This is a genomic window from Bradyrhizobium guangzhouense (assembly GCF_004114955.1).
GTDB classification, from domain to species: domain Bacteria; phylum Pseudomonadota; class Alphaproteobacteria; order Rhizobiales; family Xanthobacteraceae; genus Bradyrhizobium; species Bradyrhizobium guangzhouense.
Window position 1 is genome coordinate 412,616 of the sequence record NZ_CP030053.1, and the last position, 17,878, is coordinate 430,493.

The 17,878-nt window shown below is 63.9% G+C and carries 20 protein-coding genes; 10 read left to right on the forward strand and 10 right to left on the reverse strand.

What is annotated here, in order from left to right:
• Positions 1-27: 27 nt before the first annotated feature.
• Complete coding sequence (locus XH91_RS02020) at positions 28-1,557, reverse strand: malonate--CoA ligase (RefSeq protein ID WP_128949042.1); 1,530 nt, start codon at positions 1,555-1,557, stop codon at positions 28-30.
• Positions 1,558-1,653: 96 nt separating this feature from the next.
• Here XH91_RS02020 and XH91_RS02025 point away from each other — a divergent pair, with 96 nt between their 5' ends.
• From XH91_RS02025 to XH91_RS02040, 4 genes are all read left to right on the forward strand, one after another.
• On the forward strand, positions 1,654-2,415 hold the full coding sequence (locus XH91_RS02025; RefSeq protein WP_128949043.1) for an SDR family oxidoreductase: 762 nt from the start codon (positions 1,654-1,656) through the stop codon (positions 2,413-2,415).
• A gap of 307 nt (positions 2,416-2,722) precedes the next feature.
• Positions 2,723-3,277 (forward strand): fasciclin domain-containing protein, encoded by a 555-nt coding sequence (locus XH91_RS02030; RefSeq protein ID WP_128949044.1) that lies wholly within the window; start codon positions 2,723-2,725, stop codon positions 3,275-3,277.
• A gap of 175 nt (positions 3,278-3,452) precedes the next feature.
• A complete protein-coding gene (locus XH91_RS02035; RefSeq protein ID WP_128949045.1) occupies positions 3,453-4,082 on the forward strand; it encodes a cytochrome b/b6 domain-containing protein in 630 nt (209 codons plus the stop codon).
• 71 nt (positions 4,083-4,153) lie between these two features.
• On the forward strand, positions 4,154-4,936 hold the full coding sequence (locus XH91_RS02040) for a molybdopterin-binding protein (RefSeq protein ID WP_128949046.1): 783 nt from the start codon (positions 4,154-4,156) through the stop codon (positions 4,934-4,936).
• Between the two features lie 95 nt (positions 4,937-5,031).
• On the opposite strand, the gene XH91_RS02045 is transcribed toward XH91_RS02040, so the two are convergent.
• On the reverse strand, positions 5,032-6,225 hold the full coding sequence (locus XH91_RS02045) for a YbfB/YjiJ family MFS transporter (protein ID WP_128949047.1): 1,194 nt from the start codon (positions 6,223-6,225) through the stop codon (positions 5,032-5,034).
• Positions 6,226-6,466: 241 nt separating this feature from the next.
• Here XH91_RS02045 and leuB point away from each other — a divergent pair, with 241 nt between their 5' ends.
• Positions 6,467-7,579, forward strand: a complete 1,113-nt coding sequence (gene leuB, locus XH91_RS02050) for a 3-isopropylmalate dehydrogenase (protein ID WP_128949048.1) — start codon at positions 6,467-6,469, stop codon at positions 7,577-7,579.
• A 155-nt stretch (positions 7,580-7,734) separates the two neighbouring features.
• A complete protein-coding gene (locus XH91_RS02055) occupies positions 7,735-8,373 on the forward strand; it encodes a DapH/DapD/GlmU-related protein (RefSeq protein ID WP_128949049.1) in 639 nt (212 codons plus the stop codon).
• A gap of 75 nt (positions 8,374-8,448) precedes the next feature.
• On the opposite strand, the gene XH91_RS02060 is transcribed toward XH91_RS02055, so the two are convergent.
• Both XH91_RS02060 and XH91_RS02065 read right to left on the reverse strand, forming a co-directional pair.
• Positions 8,449-8,829, reverse strand: a complete 381-nt coding sequence (locus XH91_RS02060) for a hypothetical protein (protein WP_164934271.1) — start codon at positions 8,827-8,829, stop codon at positions 8,449-8,451.
• A gap of 155 nt (positions 8,830-8,984) precedes the next feature.
• A complete protein-coding gene (locus XH91_RS02065; RefSeq protein WP_128949051.1) occupies positions 8,985-9,773 on the reverse strand; it encodes a hypothetical protein in 789 nt (262 codons plus the stop codon).
• Between the two features lie 116 nt (positions 9,774-9,889).
• Here XH91_RS02065 and XH91_RS02070 point away from each other — a divergent pair, with 116 nt between their 5' ends.
• The gene (locus XH91_RS02070) at positions 9,890-10,924 is read left to right on the forward strand and encodes an aspartate-semialdehyde dehydrogenase (RefSeq protein ID WP_128949052.1); all 1,035 of its coding nucleotides are present in this window, start codon (positions 9,890-9,892) and stop codon (positions 10,922-10,924) included.
• Between the two features lie 123 nt (positions 10,925-11,047).
• Here XH91_RS02070 and XH91_RS02075 read toward each other — a convergent pair whose 3' ends face one another.
• Complete coding sequence (locus XH91_RS02075; protein WP_128949053.1) at positions 11,048-11,692, reverse strand: carbonic anhydrase; 645 nt, start codon at positions 11,690-11,692, stop codon at positions 11,048-11,050.
• Between the two features lie 110 nt (positions 11,693-11,802).
• Here XH91_RS02075 and XH91_RS02080 point away from each other — a divergent pair, with 110 nt between their 5' ends.
• Together XH91_RS02080 and XH91_RS02085 are read left to right on the forward strand one after the other, a co-directional pair.
• A complete protein-coding gene (locus XH91_RS02080) occupies positions 11,803-12,684 on the forward strand; it encodes an HpcH/HpaI aldolase/citrate lyase family protein (RefSeq protein ID WP_128949054.1) in 882 nt (293 codons plus the stop codon).
• A gap of 231 nt (positions 12,685-12,915) precedes the next feature.
• The gene (locus tag XH91_RS02085; protein ID WP_128949055.1) at positions 12,916-13,668 is read left to right on the forward strand and encodes a hypothetical protein; all 753 of its coding nucleotides are present in this window, start codon (positions 12,916-12,918) and stop codon (positions 13,666-13,668) included.
• Positions 13,669-13,691: 23 nt separating this feature from the next.
• On the opposite strand, the gene XH91_RS02090 is transcribed toward XH91_RS02085, so the two are convergent.
• Positions 13,692-14,105: a CopD family protein gene (locus XH91_RS02090; protein WP_128949056.1), complete on the reverse strand. Its 414-nt coding sequence runs from the start codon at positions 14,103-14,105 to the stop codon at positions 13,692-13,694.
• The gene (locus tag XH91_RS02095; RefSeq protein WP_347338612.1) at positions 14,102-14,575 is read right to left on the reverse strand and encodes a DUF3817 domain-containing protein; all 474 of its coding nucleotides are present in this window, start codon (positions 14,573-14,575) and stop codon (positions 14,102-14,104) included. Before XH91_RS02095 ends, XH91_RS02090 begins: the two co-directional genes overlap by 4 nt.
• A gap of 42 nt (positions 14,576-14,617) precedes the next feature.
• Between XH91_RS02095 and XH91_RS02100 the strand changes: the two genes are divergently transcribed.
• Entirely contained in the window at positions 14,618-15,538 is a 921-nt protein-coding gene (locus XH91_RS02100) for a helix-turn-helix domain-containing protein (protein WP_245477375.1), read from the forward strand.
• Between the two features lie 16 nt (positions 15,539-15,554).
• On the opposite strand, the gene XH91_RS02105 is transcribed toward XH91_RS02100, so the two are convergent.
• From XH91_RS02105 to leuD, 3 genes are all read right to left on the reverse strand, one after another.
• Complete coding sequence (locus XH91_RS02105) at positions 15,555-15,974, reverse strand: DUF6455 family protein (RefSeq protein WP_128949058.1); 420 nt, start codon at positions 15,972-15,974, stop codon at positions 15,555-15,557.
• Between the two features lie 325 nt (positions 15,975-16,299).
• A complete protein-coding gene (locus XH91_RS02110; RefSeq protein WP_128949059.1) occupies positions 16,300-17,085 on the reverse strand; it encodes a glycosyltransferase family 32 protein in 786 nt (261 codons plus the stop codon).
• Between the two features lie 138 nt (positions 17,086-17,223).
• The gene (gene leuD / locus XH91_RS02115) at positions 17,224-17,829 is read right to left on the reverse strand and encodes a 3-isopropylmalate dehydratase small subunit (protein ID WP_084808657.1); all 606 of its coding nucleotides are present in this window, start codon (positions 17,827-17,829) and stop codon (positions 17,224-17,226) included.
• Positions 17,830-17,878: the final 49 nt, after the last annotated feature.

Here is a 17,878-nt window from a genome sequence, read left to right on the forward strand (position 1 = left end):
CCCAATCCTCCCCCGGAGCATACGCCCCTATTTCTTCGCGTAAATATCCTTATACGTGTCCCGCAGCACGTTCTTCTGCACCTTGCCCATCGTGTTCCGCGGCAGTTCGTCGACCACGAACACCCGCTTGGGCATTTTGAATTTTGCGATGCGGCCGTCGAGCGCCTTCAGCACCGCCGCTTCGGTCACGTCGGCGCCCTTGTTGCAGACCAGCACGGCCGTGACGCCCTCGCCGAAATCGGCATGCGGCACGCCGATCACGGCGGATTCGATCACGCCGGGCATGGCGTCGATCTCGGTCTCGATTTCCTTGGGGTAAACGTTGAAGCCGCCTGAGATCACCAGGTCCTTGCCGCGGCCGAGAATGTGGACGTAGCCCTTGTCGTCGATCTTGCCGAGATCGCCGGTGATGAAGAAGCCGTCGGGCCGAAATTCCGACTTGGTCTTTTCGGGCATGCGCCAGTAGCCTTTGAAGACGTTCGGGCCCTTCACTTCGATCATGCCGACTTCCTCACGCTGCAATTCCTTGCCCGTCTCGGGCTCGGTCACGCGCACGGAGACGCCGGGCAGCGGGAAGCCGACCGCGCCGGGGACGCGCTCGCCGTCATAGGGGTTCGACGTGTTCATGTTGGTTTCGGTCATGCCGTAGCGCTCGAGCACGGCGTGCCCGGTGCGTGCGGACCATTCGCGGTGGGTTTCAGCCAGGAGAGGCGCCGAGCCGGAGATGAACAGCCGCATGTGCCTGGTCGTCTCCTTCGAGAGCGAAGGATTCTGCAGCAGACGCGTGTAGAAGGTCGGCACGCCCATCAGCACGGTCGCGCGCGCCATCAGCTTGATGATCAATTCCGGATCGAGCTTCGGCAGGAAGATCATCGAGGCCCGCGCAAACAGCGTGACGTTGGTCGCCACGAACAGGCCGTGGGTGTGATAGATCGGCAGCGCGTGGATCAGCACGTCCTTGTCGGTGAAGCGCCAATAGCCGACGAGCGAGAGCGAGTTCGACGCGAGATTGTCGTGACTGAGCATCGCGCCCTTGGAGCGGCCTGTCGTCCCTGATGTGTAGAGGATCGCTGCGAGGTCGTCGTTTTCGCGCGGCACGGTGGCAAAGTCGCTGCTCGCCTTGGCGGCAGCGTCGGTCAGCGAGCCCCTGCCGTCAGCGCCGAGCGTCTCGACCCTGGCCTTCACCTTGGCGGCGACAGGGGCGAGCCCTTCGGCCTTGGAGGGATCGCAGACCACCAGCGCCGGCTCGGCATCGCCGATGAAGTAGTCGAGCTCGTTCAGCGTATAGGCGGTGTTCAGCGGCAGATAGACCGCGCCGGCCCTGACCGTGCCGAGATAGAGCACGATGTTGGCGACCGACTTCTCGACCTGCACCGCGACGCGATCGCCGGGCTTCACGCCGCGCGCGACCAGCACATTCGCCATTTGGCCCGCCCGCGCAATCAGATCGCCATAGCTGATATGGGCGCCGTCCTGGGTCTCGATCGCAAGACGTTTGGGATCGTCGAGGCCGTCGAACAGGCGGGAAAACAGATTGGCGTTGGCTGCGTGGTTCATGCAAGATTTCCTCGACCGCAGGACTGACAAGGCCGGTCAAAACCGAGGGCTGGATTAGCAAAAACCGCCCCGATGAAGCAACGGAGACAGTTCGCAATGGCAAAAAACGGGAAACGCGTGGCCTGGGTGACGGGCGCAGGCAGCGGGATCGGGGAGGCCGGCGCCGAGGCGCTGGCGGCCGACGGCTGGATCGTGGTGGCCTCGGGCCGCCGCAAGGACGCCCTGGAGGCCGTGGTGGCCAAGATCACCAAGGCTGGCGGGACGGCCGAGGCCATTGCGCTCGACGTGTCCAACGCGGCTGCGGCCCAGAAGGCCGCCGATCAGATCGTCGCCAAGCATGGTCGGATCGACCTGCTGGTGAACAATGCCGGCATCAATGTCCCGAAGCGGAGCTGGAAGGACATGGAACTGGAGGGCTGGGACAAGCTGGTCCAGGTCAATCTCAACGGCGTGCTCTATTGCATGCGCGCGGTGCTGCCGACGATGCGCAAGCAGCAGGACGGCTCGATCATCAACGTCTCGTCCTGGGCCGGCCGTCACGTCTCGAAAATGCCGGGCCCGGCCTACACGACCACCAAGCACGCGGTGCTGGCGCTGACCCATTCCTTCAACATGGACGAATGCGTCAATGGCCTGCGCGCCTGCTGCCTGATGCCGGGCGAGGTGGCCACCCCGATCCTGAAGCTGCGCCCGGTGGTGCCGAGCGAGGAAGAGCAGGCGAAGATGCTGCAACCCGAAGATCTCGGCCGCACCATCGCGTTCATCGCGTCGATGCCGCCGCGCGTCTGCATCAACGAGCTCCTGATCAGCCCGACGCATAATCGCGGATTCATTCAGACACCGTTGAGCAGGGATTGAAGCGAAGTCGCAGCCGAGAATTCGTCATTGCGAGCGTAGCGAAGCAATCCAGAAATGTATCCGCGGAGATAGTCTGGATTGCTTCGTCGCAAGGGCTCCTCGCAATGACGGTGGGGCTGCCACACGGCCACGTCGCACCATAGTTTCACGCATCACAAAGAATTTTTGTTCGAAACCGCCTCGCGAACCCTCCCGTAGTTCGGCCAACGACGCGCTGCTGCCTCACGTCAAACTGTCGCAGACGCCGTTGTTGCCCCAACGCAAAGGCCGGTCATCGCCGGTCATCATCGAAATCGGGAGTTTCTCCATGTCGAAGCGCATTGCCTATCTCACCGCTGCTGCCTTCAGCGCGCTGGCCATCACCGCATCAGTCATCGCGCCCGCTCGCGCCGAAGAAAAGACCGTCATGGTCGGCGGCGCCGCGATGTTCCCGTCGAAGAACATCGTCCAGAACGCCGTCAATTCGAAGGACCACACCACGCTGGTGGCGGCCGTGAAGGCGGCCGGCCTGGTGCCGACCTTGGAAGGCAAGGGCCCGTTCACGGTGTTCGCGCCGACCAACGCCGCCTTCAGCAAGCTGCCGGCCGGCACCGTCGACACCCTGGTCAAGCCCGAGAACAAGGCAACCCTGACCAAGATCCTCACCTACCATGTGGTGCCGGGCAAGCTCGAGGCCTCCGACCTCACCGACGGCAAGAAGCTGAAGACCGTCGAGGGCGAGGAACTCACCGTCAAGAAGCAGGACGGCAAGGTCTGGATCGTCGACGCCAAGGGCGGCACCTCGATGGTGACGATCTCCAACGTCAACCAGTCGAACGGCGTGATCCATGTGGTCGACACCGTGCTGATGCCGGCGACGTAACACCTGATACCCCCCGGTTTCATCCCCGGAGGATGCAGCGAAACAGCGAGCCGGGGCGACCCGGCTCGCTTTATTGTGACCGCCAGGGCCCGCGATTCGGTTTCCGGTCCGGCGTAACGAAAGCGGGCGGACCGGCGTATAATCGGTGATATCAGACGTTCAGGACGGAACCATCATGTCGAGCCTTACCGTGACCGACGAGCAGATCAGCGCCAGCAGGCCCAAGGTGATCCAGCCGGCCTGGGTCCGTGTCATGCACTGGACCAATGCGGTCGCGATGATCCTGATGATCCTGTCGGGCTGGCAGATCTACAATGCCTCGCCGCTGTTCGGCTTCAGTTTTCCGCGCGACTATACGCTGGGCGGCTGGCTCGGCGGCGCGCTGCTCTGGCACTTTGCAGCGATGTGGCTGTTGATGGTTAACGGCCTCGCCTATCTCATCACGGGTCTCGCATCCGGCCGCTTCCGGAAAAAGCTGCTGCCGATCACGCCTTCAGGCGTGCTCCACGACGTCAGGGCGGCGCTCACCTTCAAGCTCGCGCATGACGATCTCACCGTCTACAATTACGTGCAGCGCCTGCTCTATGCCGGCATCATCGTCGTCGGCGTGCTGATCGTGCTGTCGGGCCTGTCGATCTGGAAGCCGGTGCAGCTGTATTATCTGGTCAAGCTGTTCGGCGATTATCCGACCGCGCGCTACGTGCATTTCTTCTGCATGGCCGCGATCTGCGCGTTCCTCGTCATTCACGTGCTGCTTGCGCTGCTGGTACCGAAGAGCCTGCGCGCGATGATCATCGGTCGCTGAGCATGATCCGGAAAAGTCGGTACCGGTTTTCCGACAAAGATCATGCTCAAAACAAATAAGTGAGAATAGCGATGGCCAAGCGTTCATTTCTGATCCCCGGCGTCGACAAGCGTCTGCTGATCAAGGACTCCCTCAAGGTGATGCCCGATCTCACCCGCCGCCGCTTCATCGCCGGCGGCGCCAGCCTCGGCGCGCTGACCTTGCTCACCGGCTGCGATGTGGTCGATTCCTCCTCGGCGGATGCGTTGCTCGCGAGGGTCTCGAAATTCAACGACGCCGTGCAGGACTTCATCTTCAATCCCGACGCGCTGGCGCCGACGTTTCCCGAGAGCGCGATTACAAAGCCGTTCCCGTTCAATGCCTATTACGATCTCGACGATGCGCCCGATGTCTCGGCCGCGGATTGGAAGCTCGAGGTGCGCGGCCTGGTCGACAACAAGAAGTCATGGACGCTGGACGAGCTCTACAAGCTGCCGCAGTTCACGCAAATCACCCGCCACATCTGCGTCGAAGGCTGGAGCGCGATCGGCAGCTGGACCGGCACGCCCTTGCGCGATTTCCTCAAGCTCGTCGGCGCCGACACGCGCGCCAAATACGTCTGGTTCCAGTGCGCCGACAAGGACGGCTACAATTCGCCCCTGGACATGCGCACCGCGCTGCATCCGCAGACGCAGATGACGTTCAAATATGCCAACGAGATCCTGCCGCGCGCCTACGGCTTCCCGATGAAAATTCGCGTGCCGACCAAGCTCGGCTTCAAGAACCCGAAATACGTGGTCTCGATGGAAGTCACCAACGACTACAAGGGCGGCTATTGGGAAGACCAGGGCTACAATTCGTTTAGCGGGAGCTAGCCCCGCTGCCGTAGGGTGGATTAGCGAAGCGTAATCCACCATGCGTCCGCGTTTGCCGAACGAAGTTGGTGGATTACGCCTTCGGCTAATCCACCCTACGGCACCGAACTCTTCGGCACCTTCCGCTGCAGCAACGCCAGCACCGCCCCCAGCGCCAGCAGCGCCGCCGAGACATTGAGCGCGTAGCTCAGGCTCCCCAGCGCATCGGTGATCGCGCCGACCACGATCGGCCCCAGCGTCTGGCCGACGCCGAACGAGATCGTCATCGCCGCGATCGCGGTCGGCCACATCTCCGGCGGATAGTTGAAGCGCACGAAGGCGGTGGTCGAGCCGACCACGGCGAAGAAGGCGACGCCGAACACCACCGCCGAGATTCCGAGCCAGGCCGGCGAATGGCCGAGGATCGGCAAGGCCGCACCGAGCGCGTTGGTACCGAGGATGATCGCGGTGGCGAGACCGCCGCGGTCGAGCGCCAGCACGCGGCGCCAGGCCCACGGCGTGACGAAGGCGCTCATGCCGATCAGGCCCCAGAATGCGGCCTGCGCCGCGGCTCCGCCGCCACCGTCGCGCACATAGGCGATCATGAACGTCATGTAGGCGATGTAGCCGGCGCCGAACAGGAAGTAGGCGGCGAGATAGATCAGCACGGGAAGAATCGCGAAGGCGCCGTGGCTGCCTTCGGAAAACCGCGCGCCGCTCTCGATGCGGACCATGAACAGCGGCACGGTCATCGCCGCCGACAACAGTGTCATCGCCCACCACACGATCCACCATGAGCCCGGGCCGAAATGCTGCAGCGTGAATGGCGCGATCAGCCCGGAGGCGAGAATGCCGATGCCGGGTCCGGCATAGAAGAGACTCAGCAGGAAATTGGCCCGTTCGGGGCGCGACTGCGCGATGGTCGCCGCCAGCGCGCCGCCGGCAACGAAGCCGGCTGCCGCGCCCAGGCCCAGCACGAGGCGGGCGAGGCTCAGCGCGATGAAATTCCCCGTCAGTGCGCAGGTGGCAAGCGCGGCGACGCAGGCGACGGTTCCACCGCGGATCGCGGCCGACCAGCCGACGCGCTGGATCAGCCGCGACGCCAGCAGGGCGCCGACGAGGTAGCCGACGGCGTTGATGGTGTTCATGAAACCCGCCGCCGAGTAGGTCCAGCCGAGGTCCTCCCGCATATCGGGCAGCACCAGCGCATAGGCAAAGCGGCCGATGCCGAGCCCGACGGTTGCGGCCAGCGACAGGGTCAGGATCAGCCGCGCGGGCTGCGCGACGGGTGGGCGGTCAGGGGCGAGCAAGGGGTACTCCGGCGTCGCCAGTGTGGCAGGCCCCGCCCCCCTTGCACACCCGCGGCGCGGCAATGGTGTCTTGCCAAGCGCGCAACGCCGCTCTAGCACTCCGGCCGACCGTCATTCCGGGGCGCGCAAAGCGCGAGCCCGGAATCCATTTCCCCGCTTGCGCTGTGGCCCGATGGAGTCCGGGCTCGCTCGCTTTGCTCGCGCCCCGGAATGACGAGAGAGGATCTAAGAGGAAACGGATATGGCGACCCACAAATTGCTGCTGCTCCCCGGCGACGGTATCGGCCCCGAGGTGATGGGCGAGGTGAAGCGGCTGATCGATTGGCTCAATAGCGCGGGAATCGCCAAATTCGAGACCGATACCGGCCTGGTCGGCGGCTCCGCCTATGACGCCCACAAGGTGTCGATCTCCGAGGGCGACATGGCCAAGGCGATGGCTGCCGACGCCATCATCTTCGGCGCGGTCGGCGGCCCGAAATGGGACGCGGTGCCTTACGAGGTGCGCCCCGAAGCCGGCCTCCTGCGCCTGCGCAAGGATCTCGCTTTGTTCGCCAACCTTCGCCCCGCCGTCTGCTATCCCGCGCTGGCCGATGCCTCGAGCCTGAAGCGCGAGGCGGTCGAGGGCCTCGACATCGTCATCGTGCGCGAGCTCACCGGCGGCGTCTATTTCGGCGAGCCCAAGACCATCACCGATCTCGGCAACGGCCAGAAGCGCGCCATCGATACCCAGGTCTACGACAGCTATGAGATCGAGCGCATCGGCCGCGTCGCCTTCGAGCTTGCCCGGAAGCGCAAGAACAAGGTGACGTCGATGGAGAAGCGCAACGTGATGAAGTCGGGCGTGCTCTGGAACGAGGTCATGACCGCGGTCCACAAGCGCGAATATCCTGATGTCACGCTCGAGCATCAGCTCGCCGATTCCGGCGGTATGATGCTGGTGAAGGCGCCGAAGCAGTTCGACGTCATCGTCACCGACAATCTGTTCGGCGACATGCTGTCCGACATCGCGGCGATGCTCACCGGCTCGCTCGGCATGCTGCCTTCGGCCTCGCTCGGCGAAGTCGACGTCAAGAGCAAGAAGCGCAAGGCCTTGTACGAGCCCGTGCACGGCTCGGCGCCCGACATTGCAGGCCAAGGCCTCGCCAATCCGATCGCGATGATCTCGTCCTTCGGCATGGCGCTGCGCTATTCCTTCGACATGGGCGCGCTCGCCGACAAGGTCGACGCCGCGATCGCGGCGGTGCTCGCCAGCGGTCTGCGCACCGCCGACATCAAGTCGGAAGGCACCACCGCCGCCTCGACCACGCAGATGGGCGAAGCGATTCTGAAGGAATTGCAGAAGCTGCACGCGTAACCGCAAGCATCGAATCGTAGGGTGGGTTAGCCGAAGGCGTAACCCACCTCTCCTGTCTCCGCGGAAACCAAGGTGGTGGGTCACGCCGCACGACGGCGCTTCGCGCAGCCGCGTGGCTAACCCACCCAACGGCACCTGCTCTCGGAGTTACATTCATGGATGCATCGCCCCGCCCCAAGATCGCGGAAACCTTCATCCATGAAACGGTGCGCCAGCGCGAGGCGCGGATCGGGCGGCGCTGCGAGATCCTCGGCCATACCCGCATCGAATATGCCTCGCTCGGCGATTACTCCTATCTCGGCGAAAACTGCGACGTCGCCGACGCCGTGATCGGCAAGTTCACCGCCATCGCCAATTCGGTACGGATCGGCGCGCCCAATCATCCGATGGGCCGCGCCTCGCAGCATCGCTTCACCTATGTCCCCGAATATTACGAGGCGAGCGCGAGCCGCGACCGCGACTTCTTCGCCGATCGCCGCGGCGACCGCGTCATCGTCGGCAATGACGTCTGGATCGGCCACGCCGCGATCCTGCTGCCCGGCGTCACGGTCGGCGATGGTGCGGTGATCGGCGCCGGCGCGGTCGTCAGCCGCGATGTCGCGCCCTACACCATCGTCGGTGGCGTTCCCGCGCGCCCCATCCGCAAGCGCTTCGATGATTCGGTTGCCGCAAGCCTGCAGCGGATCGCCTGGTGGGAGTGGCCGGACGAGCTCATCTTCGAGCGCCTGGCCGATTTTCGCGCCGAAGCGATCGAGGAGTTTTGCCGGCGATATGACCCGGCCGCGAATGCGTAATCCACCCAACGGCACCTGCTGAAAAAAAGGCCGGGCGTGAAGCCCGGCCTTTTTGATTCGGAAGATGTATCGCGTTCAGTACAGCGGGAAAGCCCGCGGATAGCCGCCGACATCGGCCGGGGTCGCCAGCGGCTGGCGATCGATCGGGCGGTTGAGGTTTTCGCGCGCAAAGGAGGGATAGCCGACGTCCGGCGGGAAGGCGTAGTCGCTGAACTTGCGGTCGCCCGGATTGACCTCGGTGCCGCCGTCGAGCCAGGAGCGCTTGCTCACATAGATGCGGGTGCGCCCCTGCTGGTAGACGGTATTGGGTCCGTTCGGGCCGTAATAGTGCCGGCCGCGATCGTCAAAGCGCTGCTTGGTCCTGGTATCGGCCGACGCCGGCGCAGCGAAGGCCACAGCGACAACAGCGCCAGCCGCAAGCCAGGCCGCCAGTTTGGCAGAGAAATTCAAGCTCATCACGTCCCCTTCAGGCGGCAAGCCGCCGGTCGATTTCATCCCATATTAGCCCGGCCGGGGGGACCGGAACTAGGTCTATTCAGTCACACCGCGCCGGAATAATCGTGCTCGCCAGCAAAAGTTGCATGGATACAGCGGCTTGGGCTTGATGCGGCTCAAAGCGTCCCGCGCAATTGCGCATTCGCTGCGCCCAGCAACCAGTCGGCCGAGCCCTGCGGCTCACAGGAGCGGCGCTTGAGCTCCGCATGGGCGAACATCTCCGCCAGCTTCGGCTCGTTGCCCGAGGCGAGCTGCGTCAGCCGGTTCAAGGTGCAGGCGATCGCGGCGCGCCGGGCCGGCATTGTATCGCCCTGGCAGGAGAAGCCGGAGATCTGCAGCGCCGGCTCCTCGTTGCGCTTGAGGTAGCCAAGGCACGCGGCCGACCCATCCGCCGTGCCCGATGGGCGGTACAGGGCGACGGGGCCGAATTTGGTGTCGATCAGGCCGGCCTGCTCCAGCGCGGTCGCCGCATCCAGGCCCATCCGGGCGGCGAGGCCTGACGTCGCTGGCTGCGTCACGTCGAATTCGCCGCCTTCCCGGTAGATTTCGAGCTCGGCCACCAGCTTGTCGGCGTCGCCAGCCCAGCGCATCACGTCGCGCCGGCCGCCCTCGGGATGCCGGAATATGGTGTAAGAGGCTGTTTTCTCTGATGGATCGAGCCGGCTGAGGGCGAAGGCCGGGTGCGAACGGTCCGCGATCGCCCAGCCGGGCTTTGCGGCAGGCTCGTCGTCGCGCAGATCGGGCAGCTGGCCGAGGCCGGCGAGCCCCAGGATGGCAAACAGGGCCAGTGCCCCCACATAGGCCAACAGGCGCGCCAGCGTGCCGACGACCTCGTCGGCGAAAGTGGCGAGCGCCAGATGGATCTGGGTGGGGTTTACGGCCGTGCCGGCCTCAGGCGACTGCATCCACGTCCCAAAGGCATGGTCGAACGTTGTCTTGGGGCCGGTTCTCGCATAGAAGCGCTGCTCTTCCTGTTTAAGCGTCAGCTTCAGGAACGGGCTTTTTCATCGGAGAGTGAACGATGGGTTACAAAGTCGCAGTCGTCGGCGCGACCGGCAATGTCGGACGGGAAATGCTCAACATCCTGGATGAGCGCAAATTTCCCGCGGACGAGGTCGTGGCCCTGGCGTCACGCCGCAGCGTCGGCGTCGAGGTCTCCTATGGCGACCGCACCCTGAAGGTCAAGGCGCTCGAGCACTACGACTTCTCCGACGTCGATATCTGCCTGATGTCGGCGGGCGGCTCGGTGTCGAAGGAATGGTCGCCGAAGATCGGCGCCGCCGGCGCCGTTGTGATCGACAATTCCTCGGCCTGGCGCATGGATCCGGACGTGCCGCTGATCGTGCCCGAGGTCAACGCGGCCGCGACCGAAGGCTTCAAGAAGAAGAACATCATCGCCAACCCGAACTGCTCGACCGCGCAGCTCGTGGTCGCGCTCAAGCCGCTGCACGACAAGGCCACCATCAAGCGCGTCGTGGTCTCGACCTATCAATCGGTGTCGGGCGCCGGCAAGGATGCGATGGACGAGTTGTTCTCGCAGACCAAGGCCGTCTACACCAACAGCGAGTTGATCGCGAACAAGTTCCCCAAGCGCATCGCCTTCAACGTCATCCCCCACATCGACGTCTTCATGGAGGACGGCTACACCAAGGAAGAGTGGAAGATGATGGCGGAGACCAAGAAGATCCTTGATCCCAAGATCAAGCTCACCGCCACCTGCGTGCGCGTGCCCGTCTTCGTCGGCCACTCCGAGGCCGTCAACATCGAGTTCGAGAATCCGATCAGCGCCGATGAAGCGCGCAACATCCTGCGCGTGGCGCCCGGCTGTCTCGTCATCGACAAGCAGGAGCCCGGCGGCTACGCCACGCCGTATGAGGCGGCCGGTGAGGACGCGACCTATATCAGCCGCATCCGCGAGGACGCGACGGTGGAGAACGGCCTCGTGCTGTGGTGCGTGTCCGACAACCTGCGCAAGGGCGCCGCGCTGAACGCGATCCAGATCGCGGAAGTCCTGATCAACCGCAAGCTGATCAGCGCGAAGAAGCAGGCGGCGTAAGCCGAGCTGCCGTAGGGTGGGTTGGCCGAAGGCGTAACCCACCTCTTTCGTTTCCGCGGTGGCAGAAGTGGTGGGTTACGCTTCGCTAACCCACCCTACGAATTCACGGCCAAGCCGCGAGAGTTACACCACGCTCCGCGCGCTCTTGAATTCCTTGCTCGCCTTGTCCAGCACGAACAGCGTTCCCTCGGCGACGCCGAAATAGGCGCCGTGCAGCTGCATCTGGCCGCTCTCGACGGCCTTGCGCACGAACGGGAACGTCATCAGGTTTTCGAGGCTGCGGAACACCGCGGCCTTCTCGATACGCTCGACGAACTGCGCCATGGTCTCGTGGTCGCGCTGCTCGACCACCTCGCCCGGCTTGATGAACATCTGCATCCATTTGCCGATGAAGTCGCCCGGCGTGAGCGGCTCGATCTTGTCGATGAAGGCGCGGATGCCGCCGCATTGCGCATGGCCGAGGATCACGATGTGCTTCACCTTCAGCACCGTGACGGCATATTCCAGCGCGGCCGAGACGCCGTGCGCATTCGCATCGGGCTGATAGGTCGGCACCAGATTGGCGATGTTGCGGACGACGAACAATTCGCCCGGACCGACATCGAAGATCGCCTCGGGCGCGACGCGGCTGTCGCAACAGCCGATCACCATCACTTCGGGCGACTGTCCCTTCACCGACAGTTCGCGATAGCGGTTCTGCTCGGCCGGCAACCGGTTGGTGGCGAAGGCGTTGTAGCCTGCTAGCAAGGACTTCGGGAATGTGATCATGGCCTATGCCTAATCATAGACCGGTAGGCTGAACAAGCCTTTCGAATAGGCAGGCCAGATGCTATCGCCTCCAGCTGGAACAAGTCCGAGCCGTCAGGAAGGAAGGCAGCATGACCCGCCCGCGCCGCAGCCATCTGTTCATGCCCGGCTCCAACCCTCGCGCCCTTGAAAAGGCAAGGAATCTCGCCGCCGATGGCCTGATCCTCGACCTCGAGGATTCCGTTGCTCCGGATGCCAAGGCGGTGGCGCGTGACGGCATCGCCGCCGCGATCGCTGCCAAAGGGTTCGGCCAACGCGAGGTCCTGATCCGGACCAACGCCCTCGACACGCAATGGTGGGCCGAGGACGTCACGATGGCCGCCAAGGCCTCGCCCGACGGCATCCTGGTTCCAAAAGTTTCAAGCATCGAAGATCTCAAGACCATCGGCCGCGATCTCGCCCATCTCGGCGCCGCGCCATCCGTGAAGGTCTGGGCGATGATCGAAACCGCGCGCGCGGTGCTGCACGCAGAGGAACTGGCCGAGGCCGGTCGCGATCCATCGTGCCGCCTCGCCGGCTTCGTGTTCGGCCCGAACGACATCTCGCGCGAGACGCGGATCAAGATGTTGCCCGGCCGCGCGGCGATGATCCCGATGATCACGCATTGCATCCTGGCGACGCGCGCCGCCGGCCTCGAGATCCTCGATGGCCCCTATAGCGACATCGCCAATCCTGATGGCTTCGCCACCGAATGCGCGCAAGGGCGCGATCTCGGCTTCGACGGCAAAACGCTGATCCACCCCTCGCAGATCGAAGCCTGCAACGCGATCTTCACGCCACCCGAAGAGGACATCGCGCGCGCGCGAAAAATCATCGCGGCGTTCGAGCTGCCGGAAAACGTCTCGCGCGGCGCGATCCGTCTCGACGGCGCCATGGTGGAACGCCTGCACGCCGACATGGCGCGCCGCACCATCGAGATCGCGGACGCGATCGCCGCGATGAGCAAGGGCTAAGGGCTGAGCCTGCTCCGCCAACAGCCGCAAGTGACGGAACACGGATCATTTTCGCGGCTGGAAAGTCGCTTATGCATTAAATTGCCCAACGCCGCAGCGCCGAGCGGTTTCCGATCACGACCGCGCGAAAATTCCCCGCGGTCGCTGCCGTTGACTTGCACGAGGTCCACGTCGCAAGGTAATGCCAGCAACAATTGAAATATTGGGCCCAACCTGGTGTGAGGTATCCTCATGACGGCTCTTGCAGAAGTGGCTGCTCCGGCCAATCTCGTCGACGAACTCACTGGACATGCGGTGCGCAGCATCGAGGCCGCTGAGCACTCGGCGTCACCATTTCCCCACATCGTCTTTCGCGATTTCTTCCCGTCGGATTTCTACCGGGACATGATCCGCAGCGTGCCGACCCAGGGCTACGATCCGATCACCGGTACGGGGACACGGATGGCGCTGCGCCTCTACGGAGAAAATGTCGACAAGATCGAGCCGTCGCTGCGCCCCGCGTGGGCTGCCGTCTCGGCCATGCTGACGTCCAAGCCCGTCGAGCAGGCGATACGGAACCGGCTGTATGACGGGCTCGAGATTCGCGCCCGCGGCGACAAGGTGGCCAAGCCTGAGGATCTGACGCTGGTCGCAAAGCCGGTCGTGTATGTCGACAGGGACGGCTATCAGATCAAGCCGCATCCGGACACGCGCAAGAAGGTCGTGACGATGCAGCTGTATTGTCCTGCCGACGACAGCCAGGAAGCGCTGGGAACGACGCTCTACAAGGCCTCGTTCAAGGGCCTGTTTCACGTCGGCTCGTACTGTCTCGAGCCCGTGAAGACGATCCCGTTCCTGCCCAATGTCGGCTACGCCTTCGTGGTCCTGAAGGCCTATCACACCCTGACCAGGATGAGCTGGCACGGCCGTCCGCAGATCCATACCGATCGTGACAGGGTCACCATTCTCAACACGTTCTACGTGAACGAGAAGGTCGGCTTCTAAAGCTTGGGCTGAAGCCGTCGTGCTCACGGCTTCGCAACGGCAAGGAATGCGATCGCGACCGCGGCGAACAGAACGAGCGGCAGCGATCGCGCCGTTGCTGGGGCCGCGCCGGCCTCGATCCTCCGCAGGCGACCGCTCTGGAGTCCGTGCAGGGCTGATATCAGCACAACGAAGCCAAGCTTGATGGTCAGCCAGCCCTGGCCGAACCAGGAGCCGGATATGGCAAGCCGCGTTCCGAGCAGCCAGACCGCGACCATCGCCGGAACCGTCACCCATCGATCGTAACGGCGCACGCCCGCGACAAATCGTTCGTGGCCGCGAGGCAGCCTCGCTAGCAAGGCAAGCGTCAACGAGGTCGCGACAACGCCGCTGACAAACAGCAAGGCCGCGGCGACGTGAAGGGCCTTCAGCCAGACATAAGCGTCAGCGAAGCTCATCTCGCGGACGATTCCCGCGGCAGGGCCTCGATGCGTCGCTGGATGTGACGCGACGCGAAGAATCCGGCGAACGGCACGAAAGCCGAAGCGGCGAGCAAGGCGGTCTGACGCCGCTGCCAGAGTCCGGCGCCGGCGGCCTGCAACAGCGTCCAGCCATAGAACAGGAAGGCAAGGCCGTGCACCGGGCCCATCGCGCGCACGCCTGTGGGCCAGCCCCAGAGATGCCTGAGGGGGACCGCAATGCAGACCAGCAGGGCCAGCGTGGACGCCTCGATGATGGAGGCGAGCTTGAGCCGGCTGAGCAGGGAGATGTCGAGCTTGAATTCATTGTCCATGGCCTGACCGCTTATGGCACGCAGCAAGCGCGCCGATGCTGGATAGCGGATCCGGCCCGCGATCCATGAGTGGCGCTCCTGCCTATATCCGCTCGATTCCTGCCAAAGCATGCTATTGCCCGTCCGAAGGCTCATCGGGAACGAGACGTCATGGTTCACAGGGTTTGCATTGTCGCGATGGATCAGGTGATCGCGTACGATTTGACGCTTGCCTATGAGGTGTTCGCGCGTCTCAGGGACGATCGAGGCAAGCCGTTCTACGACGTCCGCGTGTGTGCCGAGACAGCGCGCGTCGATGCCGGCGCGTTCGGCCTGGTGGTGCCGTTCGGGCTCGAAATTCTCGCCCGTGCGCACACCATCATCGTGCCCGGCATCGAAAATCCCCTCACGATGCGATCGAAGGTCGTGCTCCGCGCGTTACAAAGAGCCTACCGCCGCGGCGCGAGGCTCGCCTCGGTCTGCTCCGGTGCCTTCGTCCTCGCCGAGGCCGGTCTCCTCGACGGGCGGCGGGCGACCACCCATTGGCTGGGTGCGGATCGGCTCGCCAGCCTCTATCCGCAGGTGAAGGTCGATCCGAACGTTCTCTACGTGGACGACGGACAGATCGTGACATCGGCGGGTGCGTCTGCGGGAATGGACATGTGCCTTCATCTGGTCAGGCGCGATTTCGGTCAGGCCGTGGCAGCGCATGCCGCGCGGCTGGCCGTTGCGCCCATCAATCGGGAAGGCGGTCAGGCGCAATTCATCCGGCGCGATCCACCGCGCTCAAACGGTTCGCTCGCACCGCATCTCGAATGGGTTGCGGCCCATTTGGGAAAGCCGCTCACGGTCGCACGCATGGCGGCTCAGGCTCGCATGAGCGAAAGGAGCTTTGCGCGCCATTTCCGTCAGCAGATGGGGGTCACGCCGATGCAATGGCTGCTGAACGCGCGGATCCGCCGGGCGCAGGAGCTGCTGGAGAGCAGCACGGCCTATGTGGACCAGATCGCTGAAGCCTGCGGCTTTCAATCGACCGTCACGTTTCGGATGAGCTTTCGCCGGATCGCCGGGATCAGCCCCGGCGACTATCGGCGCCGATTCAACGACGCCCGATCATAGCAGATATCCGGGCGCATCAGTGCGACGCGACCTCATTGCGATCGAGCGATTCCAGCGTCGCGGCGTTGCCGCAATAGCCGTGATATTTCTCAGCCGCGGTGCCGTCCGCAAGATCGCGGTCGCACTGGCCCTTGTGACCGCAGAGCGAGCAGACCCGCTCCATGTCGCGCAGCAGCAGTGGCTGTGCGCGCCCGAGCGCCTCCGCGTCGATGCCGAGCTGCTCCATCATCTTCGGGAGTTCGTCGGCGGCATGCTTGCCGTGGCGAACCAGCTCTTCCAGATCGTCGGGCGCGATCCTGAGATCGTTCGCGATCCGGTCGAAGTCGGAGCGATCGAGCTGCCGCATCTCGGCCATCTCGCGACGATGCTTCAGCCAGCTCGCAAAGGACTCGATGAGGTCCTGGACGATGGGATAAGGCCTGCTTGCGGTGCTCATGAAAAGCTCCCTTCGAACGTCGGAACTGGAGCGACACTAGGCACAATGATGCAGGAGCGCGTTGCGCTGGATCAAATTGGGAATGAATGGAGGCGGCGGCCTCCATGGCACCTCTCCCGCGCAAAGGCAGGGTGATCGCAATATGGATTTCACGAGGATTGTCTGCGGGCTTGCTCCGCCTCTCCCGCTTGCGGGAGAGGCCGCCACGCTCGCAGAGCGTGGCGGGTGAGGGTTCTTTCCTCTTGGGGATTGTCCCGACGCGGAGACACCCTCTCCCCAACCCTCTCCCGCAAGCGGGAGAGGGAGTGCACCGCCTGCGCGGCGGCTAGCGAAACCGCTCCACCGCCCAGGCGAACAAGCTGCCCGGAATCGGCGGTTGCAGCGAGCGGCCCTTGCCGGAGATGTGCAGGCCGAGCACATCAGGGTCGCTGACGATGCCGAGATAGCTCGAGGGATCGAAGAACAGTTTTGGCTCGGAATGCACCGCGTAGAAGGATTTCTTCGGCAGCGCCTTTTGAAGATCGCCCGAGCGCTTGGCGAGGATGGTGAGGGCCGGTGGGCCAAAGATGGCGATGCGCAGGTCGGACAGGCGCTGCGAGCCGCCGCTGAGGCGCTTGATCGCAAAGCTCAGGCGATGGCTCAGCGACAGCCATTCCGGCGTCAGCTCCTCCTGCTCCATGAGGTCCTCGAACGCGCGAACGATCTGATGGTCCTGTGGCAGATAGAGCACGGAGTTGCCGAGCCGGCGGGATCGCTCCCAGGCAAAATAAGGTTTTGCCGGATCGATCGCGACGGGCTTGAGCAGCAGCACGTCGGCGTCGAGCCAGAGGCCGAGATTCCTGGCCATCAGCTTCATGCGGAAGAAGTCGCTGAACTGCAGCGTGGTCCAGTCGCGCCAGCTGCCGTCCGGCTGCGGCGGCCGCAGGCGTTCGGAGAAGGCGTGCGGCAGGATCGCTTCGGCGTCCGCATTCTCGATACCGGCCGGAAGACCCGGAATGGTGTCGAAACTATAGACCGTGACCTTGTGGCCGGCCGCCAGCTGCGAGCGCAGGCAGGTCTGGCGCAGCGCGTCCATCGGGCCATGCCAGAAGGTGACGATCTCGGGAAGCATGAGGCGAGCTTAGAGCACGATCCGGAAAAGTGTGCAGCGGTTTTCCGAGAAGATCATGCTCAAAAAAATAGAGGGAAAACGAGGGCAAAGAAAAAGCCCCGGCGCTGATAGCACCGGGGCTCGAAAGATATTCCGAGATCAGGCCCAGGCGCGTTCGCGCTTGAGCTTCTCTTCATAGGTGTCGATCGAGGACTTCTTCTCCATCGTCAGGCCGATGTCGTCGAGGCCGTTGATCAGGCAGTGCTTGCGGAACGGGTCGATCTCGAACTTGACCTTGCCGCCGTCGGGGCCGCGGATCTCCTGGTTCGGCAGGTCGATCGTCAGCGTCGCGTTGGCGCCGCGCTCGGCGTCGTCGAACAGCTTGTCGAGGTCTTCCTGGGAAACGCGGATCGGCAGAATGCCGTTCTTGAAGCAGTTGTTGTAGAAGATGTCGCCGAACGAGGTCGAGATCACGCAGCGGATGCCAAAATCGAGCAACGCCCAGGGCGCGTGCTCGCGGCTCGAGCCGCAGCCGAAATTGTCGCCGGCGACCAGCACCTTCGTATTGCGATAGGCGGGCTGGTTGAGGACGAAATCCGGGTTCTCGCTGCCGTCGTCCTTGTAGCGCTGCTCGGAGAAGAGCCCCTTGCCAAGGCCGGTGCGCTTGATGGTCTTGAGGTACTGCTTCGGAATGATCATGTCGGTGTCGACATTGATGATCTTCAGCGGCGCCGCGACGCCTTCCAGCGTGGTGAACTTGTCCATTTCAAGCTTCCCGGTTTGCAGTCAGGGGAGGTCTGTTTAGCCCGGTTGG